The sequence below is a fragment of the Pantoea dispersa genome, from assembly GCF_019890955.1.
In the GTDB taxonomy this organism is placed as follows: Bacteria; Pseudomonadota; Gammaproteobacteria; order Enterobacterales; family Enterobacteriaceae; genus Pantoea; species Pantoea dispersa.
Window position 1 is genome coordinate 1,044,522 of record NZ_CP082346.1, and the last position, 20,618, is coordinate 1,065,139.

Sequence of the window (20,618 nt, forward strand, 5' to 3'; positions counted from 1 at the left end):
CGCTATTACTCAGAGACTTTCTTTTTCAGATCGCTGGCACCTTCTTTGGTTTTATTCCAGCCTTTCTGCGCGCCTTCTTTGGTGGCGTCCCAACCTTTTTCAGTACCTTCTTTGGTGCTGTTCCAGGCTTTCTGCGAGTTTTCGCTCGCTTTGCTGGTCAGGCTATCGCTTTTGCCTTCGGCAGCATGTTTAGCTTTGAGCTGCTGCTCTTCACCCTGATGCTGCGCCTGATGCAGTTTCTCTTTCGCCGTATTGGCGCCCGCTTTGGCGTCAGCGACGGTTTCATCGGTTGCGTGTGTGGCGGCAAACGCCGTAGAAGTCAGAAGAATGGCGGATAACGCAATAATCGTCTTTTTCATAATATATTCCCTCATTAAGCATCATAAGTGTTATGAGCGTAGTTAAGAGTGGCACAGAGCGCAACGCAGGGCATTAGGAATAAACTGTAAGTGAATCGTACCGTTTCTGTGAGGGTTTCTGGCATAAGTGCGCAGCAGGGAGGACGCTTTCTCAAGCTTTCGTTCGTTACGGCTGACTGAGGTTAAAGCAGTCAGCGTCGTTCGGGTGATCAGATGTCACCCGCCAGGATGTATGTCCCGGCAGCATCAGACTCGAATAATTTATTGCCTTATCGGCTCAACGGACAGGGCTGAACGCTCGAGTGCGCGGGTTTCCCGAATATTCCGGGCTGGCGGTGAACCAAACAGCCGTGAATATTCACGGGTAAACTGCGTCACGCTCTCATATCCTACCGCATTAGCAGCAATACCGATCGCCGTCCCTTCCGTCAGCATCAGTCTCCGCGCTTCAAGCAGGCGCAGTTGTTTCTGGAATTGCAGCGGGGTGAGCGTGGTGACATGGCGGAAATGCGTATGAAACACCGAGAGGCTCATACCGGCGGCGTCAGCGAGGGTTTTCATGCGCAGCGGTTGCGCATAATTAGCCCGAATGATCGCGACTGCCCGCGCAATCCGCCGGGCATGGCTGTCAGTGCTGCCGAGGGCGCGCAGCGCGCTGCCGTGTCGTCCTGACAATAGCCAGTAATGTAACTCCCGCACCAACTGGCTGCCCAGCACGGCGAGCGCGCGCGGTCTGCTGAGCATGTTCAATAGGCGCAAAGCGGCTTCTGCCACATCTTCTTCGATCTGATCAATGCTGACGGGCAAATCCGTGGCAGCCTCCAGCCCGACCATATTTGCCATCAGTTCACTAATTACCGCCGCATCCAGTTCCACGACCAGAGAATAATAAGGGGTGTCGGCACTGGCGCTGATAACCTGACTCACGGTTGGCACGTCCATGGTGATCAGCAGGGATTCCCCCGCGCCAAAATCAAAACGATCGCTGCCCATGGTCACGCGTTTGCTGCCTTGCAGCACCATTGCGATTAGCGGTTTAGTGATAGCGAATTGCAACGCAGTAGGCGCGGTCTCGCGCAGAATGAATACCCCATCAACCGGCGTTGCGGCAACGCCCGCTCCGTTGTGGTGTTCATCAGCATAATGACTTGCCGCCTGCAGCAAGGACGCCATCCTCCCGGCAGAGTCAAATTCATTGTCTCCTGCAGGGCGTTCCTCATACGAGTGATCACGCTTTTTCATATTATCAGGCAATAAAATAAAAATTTACGGTGCAGCCATTCTAGCAAATACGGCATAAAATAAAAATATAAAAATAATCAGGCAATAATTAAAAATTATTGGGCAACCTCGTAAGTCTGTCGATTGTTAGAATCACTCTCCCACTATTGAGGAGATATTTCATGACAACCCTTTCTCTTGTTACTGGCGCCAGCCGGGGTCTTGGCCGTAATACCGCACTGAGCATTGCCCGCCATGGTGGTGATGTCATCGTGACTTATCGTACGGGTAAAGAAGCGGCGGATGCCGTGGTGAATGAAATCCAGGCGCTTGGCCGTAAGGCAGTTGCGCTGCAACTGGACACCAGCAACGTATCGTCCTTCCCGGGTTTCGTCGCCGCCGTGCGCAATATCCTGAAAGGTGACTGGGGACGCGAAACGTTCGACCATCTGATCAACAACGCCGGGCATGGGGAAATGGCCGACTTCACCGCAACCACGGAAGAGCAGTTCGACGCGCTATTTAACGTACACGTCAAAGGAGTGTTTTTTCTGACGCAGTCGCTGCTGCCGCTGCTGGTCGATGGTGGACGCATCGTCAACTTCTCTTCGGGGCTGACCCGCGTGTCGTTCCCGGGTTTCTCGGCCTACTCGGCTGCCAAGGGCGCAGTTGAAATTCTCTCCGTGTATATGGCGAAAGAACTGGGCAGCCGCGGTATCACCGTGAATACCGTAGCCCCGGGAGCGATTGAGACCGACTTTCTGGGTGGCGCGGTGCGTGACATCCCTGATTACAACCAGGCATTTGCTGGCATGACCGCACTGGGTCGCGTGGGCCTGCCTGATGACATCGGTCCGATGATTGCCAGCCTGCTGGGACCGGACAACCGCTGGGTCACCGGTCAGCGCATTGAAGTCTCCGGTGGGCAGTCAATTTAATTGCCCGATGATGGATTCCGCCCGGTGCGGAATCCATCCTGTTCCCCCGATGCAATAAGAGGTATTTGATGCCTAAAATGATCATTCATGCGCCAGCAGGCACCTTTGATGCGGCTGAGCGTCAACAGGTTGCCAGAGATCTGACGCAGTTGGGACTCGATTGCGAGGCGCTACCAAACTCCCCTCTGGTTCGTAGTACGGTATGGAGCTACTTTGCCGAATACTCTTCTGATGCCGTTTTTATGGGAGATAAACCCGCATGGTTGCCGATTGTGTCCCTCCAGATATATGTCATCAAAGGTGGCCTGGATGAGGAAGCAAAGAAAAAATTGATCGAGGGAGCAACCGCAATTCTGGATCGTCGTCCGTCAGGCACTTCTGTCGCGCCTGTCTATGTGGTGATACAGGAAATCGAAGAAGCCAACTGGGGGATATTCGGTCAGCAGGCCGATCTGGCAGCGCTTCGCGCCAGCGATGAAAATGCTGCGGCGATTTGAAGGAAATGTTTTTGATAGGGGTGGCAGGAAAGCTATCAGGGAATGGTGTGAAGATTACAGTGTTGCGGCTATTGAGTATGTCTGATGTTACTTACGCATGCTGAAGGAAAGATGTACATCAATATCAGATGTGATTACCTCAGCTAAGCTGGCTGAGTTGACATTCGGCAGAGCATAAGAAGGTAAGGAATAGAATGAAACAGGAATGGTAATTGCCCGGCCCTGGGTTTAAGATTTGACTCGTATAAAGCGAAAGGAGAAGGTAATGGATACCATCGAACAGCTAAATGGAACGTACTTTTATGGTGGGCTAACAAATCTCAGTGCGGGGGAATTATTCTTCTGGATTATGGTAGACGTAACCGCAGAACATTTCACTGGCGCGAAGGATGTTCTGGCGGCAGCAGCAATTTATAGCGGTCAGAACACTATCACCGTCAGAGGCAAGCTGGGTAGTGCTACGCCCGGCACAAGTTATGCCTTAAAGTATTCAAGGAAACTGCTTAGGGATATTCGGCTCCCTTTCCGCTTACCTACCAGGATTCAAAATCCCGCAAATCCGTTTGAAGTTAAAAGAATAATGACATCAAAGCTTTCGACGTTTGTAGGGCGTGCTATTCCTGTGATTGGCTGGGTGATCCTGGCGGGCGATGTGGCGCAAATAGGTTATCAGTCTATGGTACGTTACAATCGCATTGTTACAGAGGAAGATAAGATATGGTAAGGCAGGATATTGAGCAGGCAGTTTATTCACTTCTGGCCGAGTACAATGGTAGAAGCCTTCTTACCTTTCGACGTTATCCTTTAAAGCATTCTACTGATTTGAATAAAGATTTTCGTATGGATCCTCTTGATGCCTATGAGCTACTTGAAAGGTATTCTGAAAGGTTTGGCATTGATCCCAAATCAATTAATTTTCAGCGATACTTTCCAGATGATTTCAGCGAAGCGCATAAGCCACTTACTGTTCAACTCCTGATCGATTCTGCTGAAGCCGGAAGCTGGCTGGATAGTTAATGGACCATCCGAAGTGGCTTCATTGATATGAGCTTTAGACTCACAATGTTTTGTATTGCCTATTAACTTAACGTTAAATCGCGGATGCGAGGAGGAAGGGGGCGGCCGAGATGAAATTATTTCGGAGAGTCAATGCGCAGTTTGCAAATCGCCTTCAGATGTAAAGACCGCTTTTAAGCTGGCTGAGTATGAATAGGTGGCGCAATACGCCTTTGGTTTTTATCTGGAAATTTCAATTTGTTAGATAGTTAATGGTTCGAGGTGAGATGTACTCTAGTGTGCACTTGTGGTGCTCACCTCAGTCAAGATGACAGAAAGCGACCTGAGCCACTATGCGTAATGTATAGTTATTTGATGCTGCTATTGTCATTGGTCCGCTGTGTTCCACAAGCGAATTTTCTTGATACCATGTGATGGTAAAATTAAGATAATATTTACATCTAAGAATATTCCTCCTGCTGCTATAAAATCAAACACATGTTACTACATGGGTTTTTATAGAATGAATTCGAACTGCCCAAGCTGCTTAATATAAGCAAAAGCCAAGAAGCCGTTTCAAAACCTATTTTGAATCTACTTCTATTAATTCAGGATTGGAACTGAAAATGTCTGTATCTAATGTCGACACTAGACAAGAGTGAGAATCAAGCCGAAGGTACATTTTATCTTTTTTCTTCTCGCCGCAGTCTGACACAAAAGTAGAATCTGCAAGCAAAGCTATTTTGAAAAATGGACCTGATGCATAGGCAATTGAAAAAACAACGGGTAAGGTTATGGGTATAATGTAAAATGAACGCATTGCAAAAAAATAAAATTTTGACTTAATTATTTTATTCTTAACATTTGATGTTATAAAAATAGAGCTTAAAGATAGTATTTGTAGAAGAGTAAGCATAAGAAAACACAAGATAATAATGATTGAAAATACGAGTATGAGTGATAAGGGAAAAGCTAATGCTGCTGGGGAAAACTTTAAGTGTTCCTCTAATGCTCCAGTTTGATAACTAATCAATTTAATTGAAATTGTGTATGATACAAACCAGAGAACAACATTATAAAACTTGATGATATATGTATTTTTGGCTATTTTAATTATGTCTGGTAATATGGGGCGTATCATGAAAATGCTTATAAAAAAGATTGAAATAAAGCTAATGTATACATGACCAGTATAAAGAAAAAGGCTAATAGCTAACCAAGCTATGAACTCTAAGCACTTTCTCCAACGAGTGTATAACCATTGATGAATTAAAGATCTTGAATGCATGTCTTCTCCTTTTTATATATAAAAATAATTGGATATTAAATGGTGGATTTTTGTTCAGTACTACTAAATGTTATTTCGCTAAAATAAGATGTGTCCGGTAGTGATAAAAATAGTCTTAAATCTATTAAAATAGTCTTATGGTAGTTGATATCACTGGACAGATGCGCCTTGTTACTGTGTATCGAGCCATAAGATTATTAATTAAATGAATGATCCATTATCTTTTGTTCGCAACCTTAGCTATTTATTTGCATAGTTTCAATCTTTTAGCCCTCTGACCCTGCTCCGAAATCCTGCTCCATACAGAAATAGAATTTCGAGGCATGGTCACAAACCGACATTACTAACTGAAGGTTGTATCTTATATTGGGGCTGGTATCCGAAGCCTTTTTCTGGCCGGCCGCATTGTAAAGAATATGAATGTATGGCTTTGCAAGCAAAATTATGCATCGTTTTACCTCACTCAGATCATCTAGGGCCCAGAGTGCCCACATTATGTAGTTTCATAATGCGGGTTGGCGTGGCGGGAATAGCATCGCGCGCAAATATAAACTTATAATCTGGACTGTTAGGATAACTCCTTCCTCTTATTCTGAGGGTTATTCATCAAGATCACTCGCATAGTATCGATGTGGTTTTCTATTTTTGTCAATGCGGATATGGCCTTCTCTTTCTAATACCCGGCCTCCCCAAGCAGAAATTTTCTGTCTTGTACAACCAACTGCATCGGCTATTTCACGGGCTGTCATAGCCTCATCAAAAGTTAATTGAGTTATTAGACCCAATATTTTAATTTCAACCTCAGCGAAGTTTCCATGAGTTACTGGAGCATCCTGATGAATAATTTCAATGAGTTTTTCATCATCTTCGAAGCATCTTTTTATTTTTACTTTGATTAGTTCAGCTTCATCATATATTTTATTGCAGGCAGGGCATTTGTAACTTTTGCGTTTTGTCTTGACAAAGTATGGGTCGTACTTAGCTAGAACTTCGTCATAAATAAATCTTATTGGAGTGTAATCATCTTTTTTATTGGCGTATTTAATGTTGTTTTCTAAGCAAACGTCATAATCAATGGCATAAAGGTTATAGCTTCCGCCATGCTTAGAAACTACGTTCTCGGATATAAAGTGCAGCATGAAATTTTCACATAATACATTGAGATAATCTCTCCTAGAAGGATCGATCATCAAATGACTTGCTGCTCTGTCTGGAAATTTATTTTTTTCTTGTAAAGCCTTTTCTATTATTGAATTCCAAATATCCATATTAAATGGTGGTATCAAGCCCTTTTTAGAACTTCCAGTAAATTGTTTTTGATATGTTTTCCTTGCACATGTAATACCATAGTTTATTTCCGACAAACCAATTTTATGGTCTTGCGAATTGGCTCTGGCTTGAATGAAAGCATTTTGAAGTATTATTCCAATAGTCCGGGACACACCAAGGGTTTCTCGAGTTATTCGATAGAAAATATCCTCCCTATTTCCCTTGAATATATCGCTAAATTTTAAATTTGGACAAAACTTTTCAATTCTTTTATTGATTAATTGCTCTACGAAAACTTGCATTTTATTAATGCCAGCAATTGCCCCATCAAATCTTTCAACGTATTCATTGAAGTCAAGAGGGATGGCGAAAATATCTCTTCCAATAATTATTTTTTGACCAAAGTCGTACCGATCAGTTATTACGCCGACTTTAAAAAACATACCGATTCTTGAACCTAAAAATGATTTCAATAAAGAGCTGAATTTTTTTTGTGATTCAGGATTAAGGTCTGAATATTCATCTAAAAAGATGTAAATAGCATCAAGCTTTGCTTTGTTTTTTATGTGGCTAATCTTATTCAAGAAATCCTGAACATTCAGGCCTTTTATTTTTGTGTGGCTACTATTAGTCGATTTTTCAACTGAGTCTGTGATGCCTGCACTTATCTCTGCCTTGGTATAATCGGCCTTTGCTGAAAGGGTTGAATCAGTTTTTTGTTTTTGTTGGTTATTTTCTTCTACTTTTCGGCTCGAGCTGATTGTTATACCTTCAACAAGTATCTTCTCTATATAGTCAAGGTCATCTAACGCTGGGTTTTCTTTTTTAAAAAGAATAAGATGTTTTTCATTGTACATCAACGCTAGTTGTTTTTTTAAAGAGTCAATTATTTGTCTAATAAAATGAATTTCTATTAACTCTAGGTCACTAGTTGAGTCAAAGATATCAATGCATGTACTCAGGTCGATAAAAATGGGAAGGACTTTTTTTGTGCCGAGTAAAGAGGTTGTTCCTTTTAGCTCTGGTGATATAGATTTTAAGCACTCATAATAACCACGAAGAAGATTTGTTGTCTTTCCTGTTCCACGACGACCAGATATAAAATTGTCTTGTTTTTGGAGTAAGCCGTTTAATATCCCAAAGTAATCAATGAAATAATCCTCAAGGAGAGATAGTTCCTTAATGTTATCGAGTGAAATATAGTCAGCTCGCAAGATTGAATTAAATGCTGTGCTGATATTGTCTGTATCTAATGCATTCATAATAATAATGGTCCTTCATTAGTTATTTTCGTATTTAAAATTATTCCCTCCACTATCTCACTAAATGTTTGCGGAGAGTTAAATGATTTTTCGATTATAGAGTCGTCTAGTCTAATTATTATACGTAAGGGTTAATGCTGCTTCAATGACATCAGCATTAAAAAGCTTCATTCATAGCCGTGCTCGCGATTGCGCGTAAACCATGAACAACTACTATTCTAGTATAACTCAACCGTTTCAAAGCGGCATTACCGGTCTGACTATTAATAGGTTGCTCTGGATCATTTCTACTCGGAAAAACATGTTCACGATGCGCACTGATTGGTTTCATCACTTCCAGAATCTCTAATGCCTGAGGGGATAGAGGCACGGTATGCTCACGCTTACCTTCATGCGTTAGGCTGGGATGGTCCAGAGCTTTTCATTAAGAGCGATCTCTTACCAACAAGCACTTGAACCCTTAGAAGGACGTATGAGGATTAGGAGTTGCCACTCACAGACTGCGACTTGAAAACGACAAGTTTGATATAACTAAAGAATGCATCAGTTTGGTCAGGTCTTCCGGTCGTAGCGTTGGCATATTCTCTTTTTTGAGTCTCTCAAAAGCCATATCGACGCTAGAAGTAGGATTCGCATCTATCAGAGCAGTGGACGGAATGGATCATGATCTCGTTGATGCGCTGTACTAACTGGCGCACCGTTTCAAGAGCCCCCGCGAGCTTTTATCGGCTCCAATCCTTGAATGATCGTTCTAGCCTTGATGCCTGTATAGCATTTCACCAATCATTGGGAAATTGTCTTTCTCTAGCGATCGCCAAATATCCTTCGCATAATCCTCAGTAACGCTTTTGCTTTTAAGCAGGAACCATCTCCCGGCCACAACCGAAAAATGCTATCCAGTTCTATTTGTCGCTGCTCACTAACTTCCTCTTACTGCTTCTGCGGAGCGATTCCTTGCGCAAGCATCGAAAGATATTGGCCACGCATTTGGCGTGCGACAGCGAGCGTTAAGGCAGGGTAAGAGCCAAGACTAAGATTTGTGCGACTGCTGCTATTTGGTCGCTAGTAGCGAAAACGCCACAGCTTCTTACCGGATGTTTTGACGAGCATGAAAAGGCAGTCACCATCATGCAGCGTGAAGTCTTTCTCTTGAGGCTTAGCTTTGAAAATTTCGTTATTTGTGAGAATGGGCATCCATGGCCGGACTGATTTCCGTCCATAACTGGTACACGTTTTGGCCCACATTATAGCGTGTACCAATTATCTCTGGATTCAGGCGGATCGTTTCGGAAGATTACAGGCACAAAAAAGCCCGCAGGGCTTGCGCCATGCGGGCTCTTAGGACTTCATCGGATGACTCTGGTAATCACCGATGGAGAATTTTGGTGGAGCTGGCGGGAGTTGAACCCGCGTCCGAAATTCCTACATCCTCGGTACTACATGCTTAGTCTGGTCTTTACATTCGCTTGCCAGCTGCGGACAGACACGCCACTAACAAACTAGCCTGATTAGTTTTAACGCTTCAACCCCAGGCAGGGCATCCACGCGATCTCTTTTAGGTTTGACCTCTCTTGATCCCCGTCCTAAGAGCGGAGGCTAGGGAGAGAGGGCTCTAAGCAGGTTATTAAGCTGCTAAAGCGTAGTTTTCGTCGTTTGCGACTATTTTTTTGCGGTTTTTTAGCGAGGCCTACCGCACCTCGGCATGCACCTTGGGTTTCGCGAATCCCGTCGAATCCAGAATCAGCCCCAAGACTTCTTACTCTAGCAAAAAATTATAAAAGATTCCAGTGGTTAACGGCTGGCATTCTTCATAATTCGTGCTTTGTCCATCTTCCACTCGCGATCTTTGATGTCCGCGCGCTTGTCGTGTTCTTTCTTACCGCGTGCCACGCCAATCTTCAGTTTGGCCCAGGCGTTTTTCCAGTACAGCGACAGCGCGACCACAGTGTAACCTTCGCGGTTAACGCGGCCGTACAGGGAATCCAGCTCACGCTGGTTCAGCAGCAGCTTGCGGTTGCGCGTGGGATCGCACACCACGTGGCTTGATGCCACTGCCAGCGGCTGAAAAGTGGAACCGAACAGATAGGCTTCGCCATCGCGCAGCAAAATATAGCTGTCGCTGATGTTGGCTTTACCGGCACGCAGTGATTTGACTTCCCATCCTTGCAACGCCATGCCGGCCTCGAACTCCTCTTCAATGAAGTATTCATGGCGAGCGCGTTTGTTGAGGGCAATAGTGGCTGAACCGGGTTTGTGAGCTTTTTTCTTTGTCATAGTGCGGCGTAGTCTACATCACTCAGTCTGTGGGCGCATCCCCTGTCCTGCGGGGCGGTAAAAAACACACTATTTTAGCACAGCTGGCAAAGGCGTGAATTTTTGTTTGGTAGCTTAAAATGGTATAATTCAACGGTTTTGTGACCAACAGGAACCATTATGGCCCAGATTAGCCGTTCAGCGCTGGTCCCGTATAGCGCTGAGCAGATGTACCGGCTCGTGAATGATGTGGATGCTTATCCTGAATTTCTTCCGGGCTGTACCGGCAGCCGCGTGCTGGATAACAGCGGTAACCAGATGACCGCCGCGGTGGATGTCTCCAAAGCCGGCATCAGTAAAACCTTTACCACGCGTAACACCCTGACCGATAACCAGAGCATTCATATGCAGCTGGTCGATGGGCCGTTCCGCAAGCTGACCGGCGGCTGGAAATTTATCTCGCTCGGCGACGATGCCTGCAAGGTTGAGCTCAGCCTCGACTTTGAGTTCACCAATATGCTGGTCGAGATGGCGTTTGGCCGCATCTTTAAAGAGCTGGCCAACAGCATGGTGCAGGCGTTTACCCAGCGCGCCAAAGAGGTTTACCGTGGCTGATATCAGCGTTGAAGTGGTGTACGCGCTACCGGATAAACAGTATCTGCGTGAGGTTAGCCTGGAAGAGGGCGCCACGGTTGAGCAGGCGATTCAGGCATCCGGACTGCTGACGCTGCGCAAAGATATCGACCTGAGCAGCAACAAGGTCGGCATTTTCAGCCGTCCGGTCAAGCTGAGCGATACGCTGCAGGATGGCGATCGGGTAGAGATTTATCGCCCGCTGATTGCCGATCCAAAAGAGATGCGCCGGCAGCGGGCAGAGCGCGCGGCAACCAAAAAGTAAGTTTACAGGCATTAAAAAAGGCGCTCAGGCGCCTTTTTTGTTGCGGCTCACTCAGTCTTCAGTGCCGGTGAGGCGCGGTTTGTTATCGATGTTGGTCAGCGTACCGTTGCTGTCGAAGGTCAGCGTCAGCGTCTGCTGCTTCACGCTTTCATGACCTGGCTCCTGACGGAACACGTAATACCAGACGTTGCTGCCAAACGGGTCGTGCATCATCGGCGTACCGAGCGTGTAGGCAACCTGCTGCTGCGTCATGCCGGTGTGAATCTTCGAAACGTCGTTGGCGACCAGGTAATTCCCCTGATTGATATCCGGACGATACACAACGCGCTCAAGGGTGGAACATCCGGCGGTCATCATCAACATTACCACTGCCGCGGCAGTCAGCGTTTTACAGCGCATCTATACATTCCTTTTCTGGGGCCAAACGCCTTTCATCAGGCAGTTTTGTTGCCATCAAATTCTGAACTCTGCATACGGCAGGCTTTATTATGGCGATATGACTGCCGATAATAATAAACCTTTGAGCTATTGGAAACCTCTACAGAGCAAGCATATGACCACCAGGCCGCAAAAAAGTGCGGTGTCAGGCTGCTAAAAGTTCTTTTGCGTTCGCCAGCGTGTTGCGTGTGACTTCGCTGCCGCCAAGCAGGCGCGCCAGTTCCTGCAGACGCGCACGCTTATCCAGCGGCTGCATGTGGGTTTCGGTCATCGCACCGTCGGTTTCTTTGCTGACGAAGAAGTGCTGATGACCACAGCCCGCGACCTGCGGCAGGTGAGTCACACACATCACCTGAGTCGATTCGCCCAGCTGTCGCAGCATCTGACCAACGACAGCGGCCGTCGGACCGCTGATACCGACGTCAACCTCATCGAAAATCATCGCCGGAGTTTCCATTTTCTGTGCGGTGATCACCTGAATCGCCAGCGCAATACGTGACAGTTCACCCCCTGAGGCCACTTTACCCAGCGGCTGCAGCGGCTGGCCCGGGTTGGTGGTGACACGGAAATCAATGCGGCTGGCACCTTCAGCCGTCAGCTGATCGGCATTGAATTCCAGCATAATGGCAAATTCACCGTGCGGCATGGCGAGGGTGCGCATGCTATGCGTAATCAGCTGGCTCAGCTCCTGCGCCGAGGTGACGCGTTGCTGATGCAGGGCTTCGGCACAGGCCAGCGCGGCCTGATGATGAGCCACGACGTCGCTCTGCAGGCTTTCCTGATCGCTCTCCTGCTGCGACAGCTGTTCCGCTTCATCCAGCAGTTGCTGATACAGCACCGGCAGCGCTTCCGGTGAAACATGGTGCTTGCGCGCCAGCGCAATCTGCCGCGACAGACGCTGCTCCAGCTCGTACAGGCGATTAGGATCGAGATCGAGCCGTTCACAGTAGTGGCGCAGCTCATCGCTGGCTTCACTTAACTGAATCGCGGCTTCTTCCAGCAGGTTAAATACGCCGCTGACTTTATCGTCCAGCGAGACCAGCTCACTCAGCATATTACGCGCGCTGTAGAGCAGGCTTTGCAGGTTGGTGTCATCGCTGTCGGCAAGAATTTGCAGCGCCTGCTGGCTGGTTGACAGCAGCTGACCGCTGTTCGCCAGGCGCTTGTACTCTTCATCAATCTGCTCAAACTCGCCTGGCTGCGGCGCAAACTCGTTGAGTTCTTTCAGCTGATACTGCAGCAGTTCGCGGCGGGCTTCACGCTCCTGCGACAGCTGCTGATGCTGTGCCAGCGCGCGGCAGCTGTGGTGCCAGCGCTGATAGTGCTGACGCATCTCCGCCAGCCGATCGTCGTGCGCGGCGTAGGCATCCAGCAGGTGTTTCTGGTGATCGGTTTTAAGCAGCAGCTGATGCGCATGCTGACCGTGGATTTGAATCAGTAACTGACCGAGTTCGCGCAGCTGCGACAGCGGTACGGACGTGCCGTTGATAAAGCCACGTGAGCGGCCATCGGCACTGATCACGCGGCGCAACAGACATTCGTTGCCGTCGTCGAGCTGGTTCTCCACCAGCCAGCGCTGGGCAGAGGGTGACGCTTTCAGCTGGAAGCGTGCGCAGATATCCGCGCGGCTGGCCCCCTGACGCACCATGTCTGCTTCAGCACGGCCGCCAAGGCACAGGCCCAGCGCATCAATCGCGATGGATTTCCCTGCGCCGGTTTCGCCGGTGATCGCTGTCATGCCACGATGAAAGTCGATCTCCAGTTCACGAACGATTGCAAAATTACTGATGGTCAGTTGTGCCAGCATACAATCACCTGTATGTAAAAACAGATATGGTTTTTCATACAGTATAAACTGGTTTTTTATCCAGTAAAGTAGCCGGCAGGCCTTTTCAGAATAATTTTTTTGACCATCCGAGTTTTGAGCTTAAGGTATTAAAATAATTATAATTTTTTGGATGAATTAAATTGAGGTGATTGGCGCTGCGGCGAATCAGCACATCTTCTCCTTCCTGAATCGGCAGGGCGATCTGGCTGTCACAGCTGATCTCCAGGTCGCTGCGCAGCGAGGAAAAACGCAGGCGAATGGTGCTGCTACTGTTGATCACCAGCGGACGCGCCGACAGCGTGTGTGGGAACATCGGCACCAGCGCAATCGCATCGAGCGACGGCGTTAAAATCGGCCCGCCTGCCGACAGCGAATAGGCGGTTGAACCGGTTGGCGTGGAGATAATCAACCCGTCCGAGCGCTGGGAAAAGGCGAACACTTCGTCGATATAGACCTCAAATTCAATCATGTGCGCTACTTTGCCCGGATGCAGCACCACTTCATTGATGGCGCTGCCGATGCGCGGCGAACAATCTTCTTTGCATACCTGCGCTTCCAGCAAAAAGCGGCTTTCCACGAAGTAGTCGCCCTGCAGCACGTCATCCAGCTGCTGCTGCGCGTTATCCGGATCGAGGTCCGTGAGGAAGCCGAGATTACCGCGGTTGATGCCAATCACCTTGATGTCGTAACGAGCCAGCACGCGCGCGGCGCCCAGCATGTTGCCATCGCCGCCGACCACCACCGCCAGATCGGCGTACTGGCCGATGTCCGCCAGGCTGCCGGTACGCACATCCTGCAGGTTCAGCTCGCGGGCGATTTGCTGTTCCACGATCACGTCATAGCCTTTGTCAGTCAGCCAGCGCCAGAGCATTTCATGGGTGGTTAACGCAGTGGGATGGCGCGGATGGCCGACGATCCCAATGCAGTTAAAGTGTTTGTTCATTTAGCGGGTGTTCCTCATAAGCCAAAACGGCCAGGCAATGTGATGGGTTCACTTGAAACCGTCAAACTGATCCCCATAATAAGCCAACCAGCGAGATGAATGTGCAAAACGCGGAGAAATTCATGAGTAGTAAAGAACAGAACACCCCAAACGAGCAAGTCTCAGACGAAATTCAACAGGAACAACAGCAGCCGGAAGCGGAGACAGCAACTGAGGTGGATCCGCGTGATGAGCGTATCGCCCAGCTGGAAGCGGAATTAGCGCAGGCGCAGGGTGGCGTGCGTGACGCCCAGCTGCGCGCGCAGGCTGAGATTGAAAACATCCGTCGCCGCGCCGAAATGGACGTGGAAAAAGCGCACAAGTTTGCGCTGGAAAAGTTTGCCAACGAGCTGCTGCCAGTGATTGATAGCCTGGAGCGCGCGCTGGAAGTGGCGGATAAAGAGAACACCGAGCTGGCTTCGATGATTGAAGGCATCGAGCTGACGCTGAAATCACTGCTGGGTGCGGTGCGCAAGTTCGGCGTGGAAGTGGTGGGCGAAACTAATGTGCCGTTCAGCCCGGACGTGCATCAGGCGATGTCGATGATGGAGTCTGAAGAAGTGGCGCCAAACCACGTGCTGATGGTGATGCAGCGCGGTTACACCCTCAACGGTCGCCTGCTGCGTCCGGCGATGGTTGCGGTATCAAAAGCCAAAGGCTAAGCCGCTCCCGTTTAACAACGGCCGCTGATGCGGCCGTTTGTGTTTTCAGGGCAGCACCGGCGTCCAGTCAATGGGCGTCTGGCCGGCCTGGCTCAGCAGCGCATTGGCTTTGGAAAAATGCTGACAGCCAAAAAAGCCGCGATGCGCCGAAAGCGGCGAAGGATGCGGTGCTTTCAATACGTGATGACGCTGCGCATCAATGATGCTGCCTTTCTTCTGCGCGTGCGATCCCCACAGCAGAAAAATCACCCCTTCGCGATGGGAGTTGATGGCACTGATCACATTGTCGGTAAAGGTTTCCCAGCCGAAACGCGCGTGCGAATGCGCTTTGCCGGCTTCCACGGTTAACACCGTATTCAGCAGCAGCACACCCTGTTTCGCCCAGCTTTCAAGAAAGCCGTGCTGCGGGCGCTGAAAGCCAGGAATGTCCTGTTCCAGCTCTTTGTACATATTCAGCAGCGACGGCGGAATGGCCACGCCCGGCAGGACCGAGAACGCCAGGCCATGCGCCTGATTCGGGCCGTGGTACGGATCCTGGCCGAGGATCACCACTTTGATATCGCCCAGTTCGGTGAGACGGAACGCGTTGAACACGTCCTTTTGCGGCGGATAGACCGTCACGCCCGCCGCACGCTCTTCGGCTACCGCTTTTAGCGTTTCCACGAAGTAAGGTTTTTCTTTCTCTTCAGCCAGCACATCGTGCCAGGTCAGCTTCTCAGCCATCATTGACTCCCTGCAAATTGATGCCTTTAGCTTAGCGTGTCCGGCGGGGCAGCAGAAGGGTAAAAATAAGTTGAACAATTGCAGAAAAAGTTAATGATAAAAGTTGTTGTAAATCAATTTATTAGATTAGAAGCAAAAATTCTGGCCGGACGAAATTGATACAGGTCAAAACGAGCCGGTCAGCGCGGTGATATACCAGAGCATCACATAACCCGAAGAACCGCGCTGTGCTCCTGCCGCAGCGCTAAGCCCTGGAGGCCTCTATGATTACCGGTATTCAAATTACTCAGGCACAAAATCCGCAGCTGCTGAACTCGTTCTGGCTGCTGGACAATGAGAAAGCCGAAGCCCGCTGCCTGTGCGCAAAAGGCGATTTCACGGAAGATCAGGTTGTTGCAGTCAGCGACCTTGGCGAGATTGCTTACCGTGAAATTCCACTGGAGCAGAAACCTCAGGTGCGCGTTGAAGGCGGTCAGCACCTCAATGTTAACGTGCTGCGCCGTGAAACGCTGGAAGATGCGGTGAAGCATCCGGAAAAATATCCGCAGCTGACCATTCGCGTGTCGGGCTATGCGGTGCGCTTTAACGCGCTGACGCCAGAACAGCAGCGTGACGTTATCACCCGCACTTTTACCGAAAGCCTGTAATTGATCGGCTGACGAAAACGCACACAGCAATACAGGCCGCGCCGGTGCTTAATGGCGCGGCTTTTTTTATTTCCTGAAGAGAGAAGAGGGCCGACTGAGGGATTTTACGCCGCGAAACTGCGATTTCAGCAGGCCAGAAAGCCAAAAATCGCCTCAGGGAGGCGATTTAATTGCCGCGATGCTGTTTTATTCCGCACCGCTCTCCGGTATGCTGCTGCCGCTTGGCTTGCGGCGTTTACCGATATTTTTGGTATCGCGGTGACGTTTCTTCACGCGCGGTTTCTCTTCTTCTTTCGCTTTCTTCTCTTTGCGCTTCTCAAGCGCCTTTTTCGACGGTTTACCGGTGACTTTAGCACTCGGTGCACGCGTTTCCGGACGCAGCTCATCAATTACGCGCGATTTCAGCGGCTCGTTGACGTAGCGGCTGATTTTACCCAGCAGCGGATGGTCATGTGCCTCTACCAGCGAGATCGCGGTACCTTTGCGTCCGGCGCGGCCGGTACGGCCAATGCGGTGCAGATAGACATCGGCGGTGCGCGGCAAGTCATAGTTGATGACGTGAGTAACGTTATCAATGTCGATACCGCGCGCGGCGACATCGGTCGCGACCAGCACGTTAACGCGCCCGTCATTCAGGCGTTTGATCGCTTCGTTACGGTTAGCCTGTACCATTTCGCCTTCGAGGTAGCTGCTGCGCAGGCCGGCTTCGTGCATCCAGGTCACCAGCTCATGCAGGCGCTCACGTTTGCGCACGAACACGATGGCGCGCTTCACTTCCGGCTGCTTCAGCAGATGCACCAGCAGTTTGGTTTTGTGCTCAAGGTTGTCGGCGCGGTAATACCACTGCTGAATCTTTTTGCGCTCGCTTTTGCTTGGATCGGCTTCAATCGCTACCGGATCGTTCAGCAGGCGCTCGGCGAAATCTTTGATGTTGTCGCCTTCCAGCGTGGCCGAGAACAGCAGCGTCTGTTTGCGCCAGCGCGTTTCACCGGCAATGGTCTCGATATCCTGCGCAAAGCCCATGTCCAGCATGCGGTCGGCTTCGTCCAGAATCAGCGTTTCTACCGCGCGGCAGTCAAAGTTCTCTTCTTTGATGTACTGCAGCAGACGGCCGGTGGTCGCGACCACGATGTCCTGATTTTCACTGAACACTTCCGCGTGGTTCATATAGGCCACGCCGCCGGTGATGGTGGCGATATCGAGATGGGTATGTTTGGCCAGCTCGCGCGCCTGGTCGGCAACCTGCATCGCCAGTTCACGCGTCGGCGTGAGGATCAGAATGCGCGGCGGCCCTGATTTTTTACGCGGGAAATCGAGCAGGTGCTGTAAAGCGGGCAGCAGGTAGGCTGCGGTTTTCCCCGTTCCGGTTGGTGCCGAACCCAGAACGTCACGGCCTTCCAGCGCGGCAGGAATGGCCTCAGCCTGAATGGCAGTCGGGCGCGTGAAGCCTTTATCCTGCAGGGCTTCCAGCAGGCTTTCGTCGAGTTCGAGTTCGGAGAATGTGGTTACGGTCATGGTCTACCTCAGTTTGGGGCGCTGATTATAGACAGTTCAGCCACAATCTTCATCTGTTTGTGTTGCACAGGTGAAGGTGAATTCACTTCGCGACCACGTTACACTTCCGGCAGGAGCAAATTCAATGGTCGTTAAGCATGTCTCAGCCGCAACCGCCAGCGCGGGCGATGTTAAGAAAAGATGGATTCACGTTTAAGCAATTTTTTGTCGCGCACGATCGCTGTGCCATGAAGGTCGGTACCGATGGGGTGCTGCTCGGCGCCTGGGCGCCGGTGGCAGGCGTACGGCGCATACTGGATATCGGCTGCGGCAGCGGCCTGATTGCGCTGATGCTGGCGCAGCGCACGCCGGATGACGTCAGTATCGATGCTGTCGAACTGGAGTGCAGCGCCGCCGCGCAGGCGCAGGAGAACGTCGCCGCGTCGCCGTGGGCGCATCGCATTGCGGTGCATGCGCAGGACATCGTCAGCTGGAGTGAGCAGGCAGAAAAACGCTACTCACTGATTGTCAGCAATCCGCCGTTTTTCACCCCGGGTATGGCCTCGGCCAGCGTCGAGCGCGATACCGCGCGCAGCACGGCAACGCTTGATCATCCCACCCTGCTGCGCTGTGCGGCACAGCTGATTGAAGAAGAGGGGCTGTTTTGCGTGGTGCTGCCCGCGGATGTCGGCGAAAACCTGATTGCACTGGCGCGCGCCGAAGGCTGGCATCTGCGTTATCGCTATGATGTGGCACCTTACGCGCAGCGACCGCCGAACCGGCTGGTGCTGGGCTTTTCACCTGCCGCAGGCGAACTCGTGCAGGAGCGTCTCGCCATTCGTGATGAAGATAAAAGCTATTCGGCGGACTGGCTGAGCCTGGTAACCGATTTCTATCTGTTCCGCTAGGCTACCGGCTGCAGCACCGTAGGCTGTGCCTCGGGCAGCGTATGCGGATAGTCGCGGGTGAAGTGCAGCCCGCGGCTCTCTTTGCGCGCCAGCGCACAGCGCACCATCAGCTCTGCCACCTGTACCAGATTGCGCAGCTCCAGCAGATTGTTGGAGAGGCGAAAATGCGCATAGTATTCATCAATTTCCTGCTGTAGCAGCGTGATGCGGCGCAGGGCGCGCTCCAGCCGCTTGGTGGTACGCACGATGCCCATGTAGTCCCACATTAACAGCCGCAGCTCATGCCAGTTGTGCTGAATCACCACCCGTTCATCGGCATCGTCGACGCGGCTTTCATCCCACGCCGGCAGGTGATCGACGGCGTGCATCTGCGGCAGACGGCGCACAATATCTTCGGCCGCCGACCAGCCATACACCAGACACTCCAGCAGCGAATTCGATGCCATGCGGTTAGCGCCGTGCAGACCGGTATAGCTGACCTCACCAATCGCATACAGCCCGTCGACATCGGTGCGACCATGCTGATCCACCATCACGCCGCCACAGGTGTAATGTGCGGCCGGCACAATCGGAATCGGCTGCTGTGTCAGATCGAGGCCAAACGTCAGCAGCTTGTCATAGATCATCGGAAAGTGGGCACGCACAAAGCTGGCCGGCTGATGGCTGATGTCGAGATACATGCAGTCGACGCCCAGGCGCTTCATTTCGTGATCGATCGCGCGCGCCACGATATCGCGCGGTGCCAGTTCGGCGCGCGCATCGAAATCCGGCATAAAGCGCGAACCGTCCGGGCGCAGTAGCCAGGCACCTTCGCCGCGCAGCGCTTCGGTCAGCAAAAAGTTTTGCGCCTGCGGATGAAACAGGCAGGTAGGGTGAAACTGATTGAACTCCAGATTGGCCACCCGGCAGCCGGCGCGCCACGCCATCGCGATGCCGTCGCCGGAAGCGACATCCGGATTAGTGGTGTACTGATACACCTTCGCCGCACCGCCGGTGGCCAGCACCACGCTGCGGGCGCGGCAGGTTTCAACCTGTTCGCGATTGCGATTCCAGATCCATGCGCCCACCACGCGCCGCGTTCCGGGCAGGCCAATTTTATCGGAGAGGATTAAATCCACCGCGTTGGCACGCTCAATAACGCGAATATTGGGATGGCTGAGCGCCTGGCTGACCAGCGTGGTTTCGACCGCGCGCCCGGTGGCGTCGGCGCTGTGTAAAATACGGCGATGGCTGTGACCGCCTTCGCGCGTCAGGTGATAGCGCGCGTTACCGTTATCCTGGGGCTCGCGATCAAACGCCACGCCGTTATCGATCAGCCACTGTACGCACGGGCGCGCATTGCTGGCGATAAAATTCACCGTCTCACGATCACACAGGCCTGCGCCTGCAATCAGCGTATCTTCGACGTGTGATTCAATGCTGTCGTTTTCATCAAACACCGCCGCAATCCCGCCCTGTGCATACAGCGTGGAGCCTTCGCTAATCTGCGCTTTACTCAGCACCGTTACCTGATAATGCGGTGCCAGCCGCAGCGCCAGAGATAAACCGGCCGCGCCGCTGCCAACAATCAGTACATCACAGCTATGATCGGGAATGGGGTTCATGATGTTTAATTTACTAAACAAAAGGTCCCCCGAGCATAAGCCCGGACGCCGCTGGTGTGAAGTATTTTGAACAAAAAACGCGGGAAAATTCGACGCAATAATCAGATTGTAATGCGATTTCAGTAAGTTATGTCTGAAAATAAGCGATTAGTGTTTTTTATACCAAACACGCTGAAAATTCAGGGAATAAAGGTGAAAAATGCGGCGTCATAGGGTACTCTGCCAGCGATTATCGGTGCCGCCAACGACACCACCAGTGCGGTAAGTCGCTACACTGAAAGACCATCAACAACAACGATGTCAGGGCACCGGTACAGAAAATATCAGGTCGTGGTGAACTTCAGGCCAGAA

At 50.6% G+C, this 20,618-nt stretch carries 20 protein-coding genes, 1 other RNA gene and 1 pseudogene; 9 read left to right on the plus strand and 13 right to left on the minus strand.

Translation table 11 applies throughout. The features are described from left to right. Nucleotides 1-5: 5 nt before the first annotated feature. Entirely contained in the window at nucleotides 6-359 is a 354-nt protein-coding gene (locus K7H94_RS04765; protein WP_021506488.1) for a hypothetical protein, read from the minus strand. Between the two features lie 261 nt (nucleotides 360-620). Next, nucleotides 621-1,532 carry an AraC family transcriptional regulator gene (locus K7H94_RS04770; protein WP_222952024.1) on the minus strand — a complete coding sequence of 304 codons (912 nt, stop codon included), beginning with the start codon at nucleotides 1,530-1,532 and terminating at the stop codon, nucleotides 621-623. 230 nt (nucleotides 1,533-1,762) lie between these two features. On the opposite strand from K7H94_RS04770, the gene K7H94_RS04775 reads away from it, so the two are divergent. The 4 genes from K7H94_RS04775 to K7H94_RS04790 all read left to right on the plus strand — a co-directional run bounded on the left by K7H94_RS04775 (nucleotide 1,763) and on the right by K7H94_RS04790 (nucleotide 4,032). Further along, the gene (locus tag K7H94_RS04775; RefSeq protein ID WP_058758256.1) at nucleotides 1,763-2,518 is read left to right on the plus strand and encodes an SDR family NAD(P)-dependent oxidoreductase; all 756 of its coding nucleotides are present in this window, start codon (nucleotides 1,763-1,765) and stop codon (nucleotides 2,516-2,518) included. 68 nt (nucleotides 2,519-2,586) lie between these two features. Further along, nucleotides 2,587-3,015: a tautomerase family protein gene (locus K7H94_RS04780; protein WP_222951728.1), complete on the plus strand. Its 429-nt coding sequence runs from the start codon at nucleotides 2,587-2,589 to the stop codon at nucleotides 3,013-3,015. A 265-nt stretch (nucleotides 3,016-3,280) separates the two neighbouring features. Beyond that, nucleotides 3,281-3,739 (plus strand): STM2901 family protein, encoded by a 459-nt coding sequence (locus K7H94_RS04785; protein ID WP_222951729.1) that lies wholly within the window; start codon nucleotides 3,281-3,283, stop codon nucleotides 3,737-3,739. Then, the gene (locus K7H94_RS04790; protein WP_150058786.1) at nucleotides 3,733-4,032 is read left to right on the plus strand and encodes a DUF1493 family protein; all 300 of its coding nucleotides are present in this window, start codon (nucleotides 3,733-3,735) and stop codon (nucleotides 4,030-4,032) included. Before K7H94_RS04785 ends, K7H94_RS04790 begins: the two co-directional genes overlap by 7 nt. A 562-nt stretch (nucleotides 4,033-4,594) precedes the next feature. On the opposite strand, the gene K7H94_RS04795 is transcribed toward K7H94_RS04790, so the two are convergent. The 5 genes and pseudogenes from K7H94_RS04795 to smpB all read right to left on the minus strand — a co-directional run bounded on the left by K7H94_RS04795 (nucleotide 4,595) and on the right by smpB (nucleotide 10,104). Further along, nucleotides 4,595-5,299, minus strand: a complete 705-nt coding sequence (locus K7H94_RS04795; protein ID WP_222951730.1) for a hypothetical protein — start codon at nucleotides 5,297-5,299, stop codon at nucleotides 4,595-4,597. 599 nt (nucleotides 5,300-5,898) lie between these two features. Continuing rightward, nucleotides 5,899-7,830, minus strand: a complete 1,932-nt coding sequence (locus tag K7H94_RS04800) for an ORC-CDC6 family AAA ATPase (protein ID WP_222951731.1) — start codon at nucleotides 7,828-7,830, stop codon at nucleotides 5,899-5,901. A 114-nt stretch (nucleotides 7,831-7,944) separates the two neighbouring features. Beyond that, nucleotides 7,945-9,024: pseudogene (locus K7H94_RS04805) on the minus strand (integrase arm-type DNA-binding domain-containing protein); the annotation flags it as partial. 189 nt (nucleotides 9,025-9,213) lie between these two features. Continuing rightward, nucleotides 9,214-9,578, minus strand: a transfer-messenger RNA (tmRNA) gene (ssrA, locus tag K7H94_RS04810). 43 nt (nucleotides 9,579-9,621) lie between these two features. Continuing rightward, the gene (gene smpB, locus K7H94_RS04815) at nucleotides 9,622-10,104 is read right to left on the minus strand and encodes an SsrA-binding protein SmpB (RefSeq protein WP_021506506.1); all 483 of its coding nucleotides are present in this window, start codon (nucleotides 10,102-10,104) and stop codon (nucleotides 9,622-9,624) included. Nucleotides 10,105-10,263: 159 nt separating this feature from the next. Between smpB and K7H94_RS04820 the strand changes: the two genes are divergently transcribed. Both K7H94_RS04820 and K7H94_RS04825 read left to right on the plus strand, forming a co-directional pair. Then, nucleotides 10,264-10,698: a type II toxin-antitoxin system RatA family toxin gene (locus K7H94_RS04820; protein ID WP_021506507.1), complete on the plus strand. Its 435-nt coding sequence runs from the start codon at nucleotides 10,264-10,266 to the stop codon at nucleotides 10,696-10,698. After that, on the plus strand, nucleotides 10,691-10,981 hold the full coding sequence (locus tag K7H94_RS04825; RefSeq protein ID WP_021506508.1) for an RnfH family protein: 291 nt from the start codon (nucleotides 10,691-10,693) through the stop codon (nucleotides 10,979-10,981). The genes K7H94_RS04820 and K7H94_RS04825 overlap by 8 nt, the downstream gene beginning before the upstream one ends. 51 nt (nucleotides 10,982-11,032) lie before the next feature. On the opposite strand, the gene bamE is transcribed toward K7H94_RS04825, so the two are convergent. From bamE to nadK, 3 genes are all read right to left on the minus strand, one after another. Continuing rightward, nucleotides 11,033-11,380, minus strand: a complete 348-nt coding sequence (gene bamE / locus K7H94_RS04830) for an outer membrane protein assembly factor BamE (RefSeq protein WP_021506509.1) — start codon at nucleotides 11,378-11,380, stop codon at nucleotides 11,033-11,035. Between the two features lie 184 nt (nucleotides 11,381-11,564). Next, nucleotides 11,565-13,226, minus strand: coding sequence for a DNA repair protein RecN (recN, locus tag K7H94_RS04835; RefSeq protein ID WP_222951732.1), 1,662 nt, complete (start codon nucleotides 13,224-13,226; stop codon nucleotides 11,565-11,567). A gap of 85 nt (nucleotides 13,227-13,311) precedes the next feature. Continuing rightward, nucleotides 13,312-14,190 (minus strand): NAD(+) kinase, encoded by an 879-nt coding sequence (gene nadK / locus K7H94_RS04840; protein WP_222951733.1) that lies wholly within the window; start codon nucleotides 14,188-14,190, stop codon nucleotides 13,312-13,314. A gap of 122 nt (nucleotides 14,191-14,312) precedes the next feature. Between nadK and grpE the strand changes: the two genes are divergently transcribed. Continuing rightward, nucleotides 14,313-14,891 (plus strand): nucleotide exchange factor GrpE, encoded by a 579-nt coding sequence (gene grpE, locus K7H94_RS04845; protein ID WP_222951734.1) that lies wholly within the window; start codon nucleotides 14,313-14,315, stop codon nucleotides 14,889-14,891. A 45-nt stretch (nucleotides 14,892-14,936) separates the two neighbouring features. On the opposite strand, the gene ung is transcribed toward grpE, so the two are convergent. Further along, nucleotides 14,937-15,614 (minus strand): uracil-DNA glycosylase, encoded by a 678-nt coding sequence (ung, locus tag K7H94_RS04850; protein ID WP_127834787.1) that lies wholly within the window; start codon nucleotides 15,612-15,614, stop codon nucleotides 14,937-14,939. Between the two features lie 263 nt (nucleotides 15,615-15,877). On the opposite strand from ung, the gene grcA reads away from it, so the two are divergent. After that, nucleotides 15,878-16,261, plus strand: a complete 384-nt coding sequence (gene grcA, locus K7H94_RS04855) for an autonomous glycyl radical cofactor GrcA (protein ID WP_021506514.1) — start codon at nucleotides 15,878-15,880, stop codon at nucleotides 16,259-16,261. Between the two features lie 186 nt (nucleotides 16,262-16,447). On the opposite strand, the gene srmB is transcribed toward grcA, so the two are convergent. Continuing rightward, the gene (srmB, locus tag K7H94_RS04860) at nucleotides 16,448-17,776 is read right to left on the minus strand and encodes an ATP-dependent RNA helicase SrmB (RefSeq protein WP_222951735.1); all 1,329 of its coding nucleotides are present in this window, start codon (nucleotides 17,774-17,776) and stop codon (nucleotides 16,448-16,450) included. A gap of 137 nt (nucleotides 17,777-17,913) precedes the next feature. On the opposite strand from srmB, the gene trmN reads away from it, so the two are divergent. Next, a complete protein-coding gene (gene trmN, locus K7H94_RS04865) occupies nucleotides 17,914-18,663 on the plus strand; it encodes a tRNA(1)(Val) (adenine(37)-N(6))-methyltransferase TrmN (protein ID WP_222951736.1) in 750 nt (249 codons plus the stop codon). Here trmN and nadB read toward each other — a convergent pair. After that, nucleotides 18,660-20,267: an L-aspartate oxidase gene (gene nadB / locus K7H94_RS04870; protein WP_058758275.1), complete on the minus strand. Its 1,608-nt coding sequence runs from the start codon at nucleotides 20,265-20,267 to the stop codon at nucleotides 18,660-18,662. The two genes, trmN and nadB, sit on opposite strands and share 4 nt — an antisense overlap. Nucleotides 20,268-20,618: the final 351 nt, after the last annotated feature.